Genomic DNA, 3375 nt, shown 5'->3' on the forward strand with positions numbered 1-3375 from the left:
CCTGGAACCGCTCCAGGTACGTCGCCCGCAGGGCCGACGGATCGACCCGCATGGCCCGGCTGCTCGCCTCCAGGTCCTGCAGCCGGACGGGGCCGGCGAAGTCGAACGTCTCTTCCTCCGGCGCGAGGATGTGGAAGAACAACACCTCATGATGCCGGTGCCTGAGATGCCTGAGCGACTGACTGAGCGCGTCGAGGTCATCCAGCCCATCCGAGAAGATCACGATCAGGCCCCGCCTTCGGATCCGCTCGGCCAGGGCGTGCAAGACCCGGTGAAGCGGGGCCTCTCCCCCCGGCTGTGCCTGCTCCATCGCCCGGCAGAGGACCGAGAAGTGACCCGGGGCCGACCGCGCCGGGATCATCGACCGCACCTCGCCGTCGAACGTCACCAGCCCCACCGCGTCGCGCTGGCGGATCATCAAGTAGGCAAGCGACGCCGCCAGCCGCCGCGCATGCTCCAGCTTCGAGACCGTCCGCCCGGCGAACCCCATGCTCCCCGACGTATCGAGCACGAGGTACGCCTTCAGATTCGTCTCTTCTTCATATTCGCGGACGTAATACCGATCCGTCTTGCCGAACGCCCGCCAGTCGATATGCCGGATCTCGTCCCCCGGCCCATACGGCCGATGCTCGGCGAACTCGACCGAGAACCCCTTGAACGGGCTCCGGTGCAAGCCGCTGACCACCCCTTCCACCACCAGCTTTGCCAGCAATTCCAGGCGACCGAACCGCGCCAGCGCTTCGGGGTCGAGGTCCGCCGTCGGGTCGGGAGGCGTGTTCGGGGGCATGGGGTGATCCGGGGAGCCAGAGAGATCCGCGCTCTCGGTCGATCACGCTCGTGATACGATCGAAGGCGACACCCGTATCCTACGGGGCGTCGCCGACGCCCCGCAAGCGAGCCCCCGATTGGGAGCCTCGACCATGGCCACCTCGCCCCATCTCCGGATTGACCGCGACCTCGACGCCGAGTCGCGCCGCTATCCCACGTCGGACGGGAAGCCGATGGCTGAAACCGATCTGCACCGTCAGCTCATGTTCGACCTGATCGAGGTCCTTCAGGCTCGCTACGCCGACGATCCCCAGGTTTACGTCTCCGGCGATCTCCTCCTCTTTTACGAGGAAGGGAACAAACGCCGCCACGTCGCTCCCGATGTCTTCGTCGTCTTCGGGGTCGTCAAGCGGCCGAGGCTCAACTACCTCCTCTGGTCCGAGGGAAAAGGCCCGGACGTGGTGATCGAGGTCACGTCGAAGACCACCCGCCGCGAGGACCAGACGAAGAAGCGGACGCTCTATCAGGACGTGCTCCGCGTCCCCGAGTACTTCCAGATCGACCCGACCGAGGACTACCTCCGCCCTCCGCTCCAGGGGCACCGCCTGGTCGATGGGACCTACGAACCGATCGAGCCGGTCGACGGCCGCCTCCCGAGCAACGTCCTCGGCCTGCTCCTGGAACGAGACGGAGAGCGGCTCCACCTGATCGACCAGAATCCCGGCCAACGACTGCTGCCCGGTCGGGAACAGGTTGCGGAAGTCCGGGCCGAGGCCCATCGCGCCATCGCCGCAGCCCAGGCCGAGGCCGATCGGCTCCGCCAGGAACTGGACCGGTTGCGCAAACGACTCGGCGAAAACGGGGCCTGACAACGGACGTTGCAATCCCAAATTGACCTGGAAGTCTCACCAATTCCTTAGGGTGGCTGGAGGCCACTGCGCGGACCCGAATTGCGCGTTTTGCAGTATTTGCTGCAATTGTGGCAGAATTACGCTGGCGACCTGGACTTGGACCGTAAAGACGTGGCAAGATTTCCGACATGGAGACGCTGGCGGAACGTCTGGACTCGGCAATGACCCGCAAGCGCCTGAGTAATCAGGCTCTCTCGGATCGGCTTGGAAACAATCCGGGACGGGAGGGAGTACGCGCCTGGAGAAAAGGTGCGACGTCTCCAACCGTGGAAGACGTGCGACGAATTGCAGGGGCGCTTGAAGTTAGTTCGCAGTGGCTGATGATAGGAGAAGAGCCCACGAGCGCCAGCGAGGCACAACTCAGTCCGGCAGAATCGCGGGCAATCGAGATCGTGAGAGCCTTGGGCCTCTCAACCGAGGAAGTGATCCGGCGACTCAGCACGCCGCCTCAGGCACTGGAGTAGTTACGCAGACAGCTCAGAGACGACCGAGCCTGATCACACCCGCACCATGAAGCAATCATCGCGATCCCGCCAGCCGGTCGGCCGCGGTGGCGACGGGGTTGGGCACGTCGTCGAGGAGCCGGGCGATCACGCGGTCGGCGTCGATCCCCTCGGCCTCGGCGTGGAAGGTGGTGACGATCCGGTGCCGCAGCACGGGGCGTGCGACGGCGTTCACGTCGTCGATCGCCGCGGCGAACCGGCCGTGCAAGACGGCCCGGGCCTTGGCGCAGAGGATGAGAGCCTGCCCGGCCCTCGGCCCGGCCCCCCACGAGACGTTCGTGCGGACGAAGGCCGTGGCCTCCGCCTGGTCGGGACGGCTCGCCCGGACGAGGTCGCGGGCGTAGCGGAAGACGTGATCGGGCACCGGCACCCGCCGCACCAGGCGCTGAAGGGCCAGGATCGTCTCGGCCGTCAGGAAGGCCTCGGGGGCGGGGCTGGGCTCCCCGGTCGTGCGGCGGAGGATCTCCAGCTCCTCGTCGGGCGTCGGATACGGCACGCGGACATTCAGCATGAAGCGGTCGAGCTGGGCCTCGGGCAAGGGATACGTCCCTTCCTGCTCGATCGGGTTCTGCGTGGCCAGGACGAAGAAGGGATCGGGCAGGTCGAACGTCTGCCCGCCGGCCGAGACGTGCCGCTCCTGCATCGCTTCGAGCAGGGCGGCCTGCGTCTTCGGCGGCGTCCGGTTCACCTCGTCGGCCAGCACGACGTTGGCGAACAACGGCCCCCGGATGAACACGAAGCGGCGGCGGCCGGTCTCGGGGTCGTCCTGGAGGATGTCCGTCCCGGTGATGTCCGAGGGCATCATGTCCGGCGTGAACTGGATCCGGCGGAAGCTCAGGTGGAGGATCTGCGCCACCGTCCCCACGAGCAAGGTCTTGGCCAGCCCCGGCACGCCCACGAGCAGCACGTGCCCCTTCGCGAACAGGCTGATGAGCAACTGCTCGACCACCTCATCCTGACCGATAATCACCTTGGCGATCTCGGATCGCATCGTCCGGTACGACTCGGCCAGGTCGGCCAGGGCGGCCAGGTCGTCGGGCTTCGCGGGGGACGGCTCGGGCTCGGGCACGGTCATGACGGTCGGGTCCTCGGTTCGGATCGCTCGTTCCGGCGGCACCCGCCTCGGGCCGGCGGGGCAATCGAACCAGCGTCCCAGCCCCCGGCAGACGCGTCAAGGCAGCGGAATCAGACAC

Annotated in this window: 3 protein-coding genes; 1 reads left to right on the forward strand and 2 read right to left on the reverse strand. The window is 67.0% G+C overall.

Annotated elements, in window-relative coordinates; genetic code table 11:
- The coding region (locus AB1L88_RS26780) for a DUF58 domain-containing protein (RefSeq protein WP_367099788.1) at nucleotides 1-787 on the reverse strand (787 nt) is incomplete at its 3' end.
- A gap of 133 nt (nucleotides 788-920) precedes the next feature.
- On the opposite strand from AB1L88_RS26780, the gene AB1L88_RS26785 reads away from it, so the two are divergent.
- On the forward strand, nucleotides 921-1637 hold the full coding sequence (locus tag AB1L88_RS26785) for a Uma2 family endonuclease (RefSeq protein ID WP_367099789.1): 717 nt from the start codon (nucleotides 921-923) through the stop codon (nucleotides 1635-1637).
- A gap of 561 nt (nucleotides 1638-2198) precedes the next feature.
- On the opposite strand, the gene AB1L88_RS26790 is transcribed toward AB1L88_RS26785, so the two are convergent.
- A complete protein-coding gene (locus tag AB1L88_RS26790; protein WP_367099790.1) occupies nucleotides 2199-3257 on the reverse strand; it encodes a MoxR family ATPase in 1059 nt (352 codons plus the stop codon).
- Nucleotides 3258-3375 lie beyond the last annotated feature (118 nt).

Source organism: Tautonia sp. JC769 (genome assembly GCF_040717455.1).
Taxonomy (GTDB): domain Bacteria; phylum Planctomycetota; class Planctomycetia; order Isosphaerales; family Isosphaeraceae; genus Tautonia.

What these genes read in the sequence shown, in the direction of transcription:
- AB1L88_RS26785 (WP_367099789.1), top strand. Translation starts at nt 921, where the DNA reads ATGGCCACCTCGCCCCATCTCCGGATTGACCGCGACCTCGACGCCGAG.
- AB1L88_RS26790 (WP_367099790.1), bottom strand. Translation starts at nt 3,257, where the DNA reads ATGACCGTGCCCGAGCCCGAGCCGTCCCCCGCGAAGCCCGACGACCTG.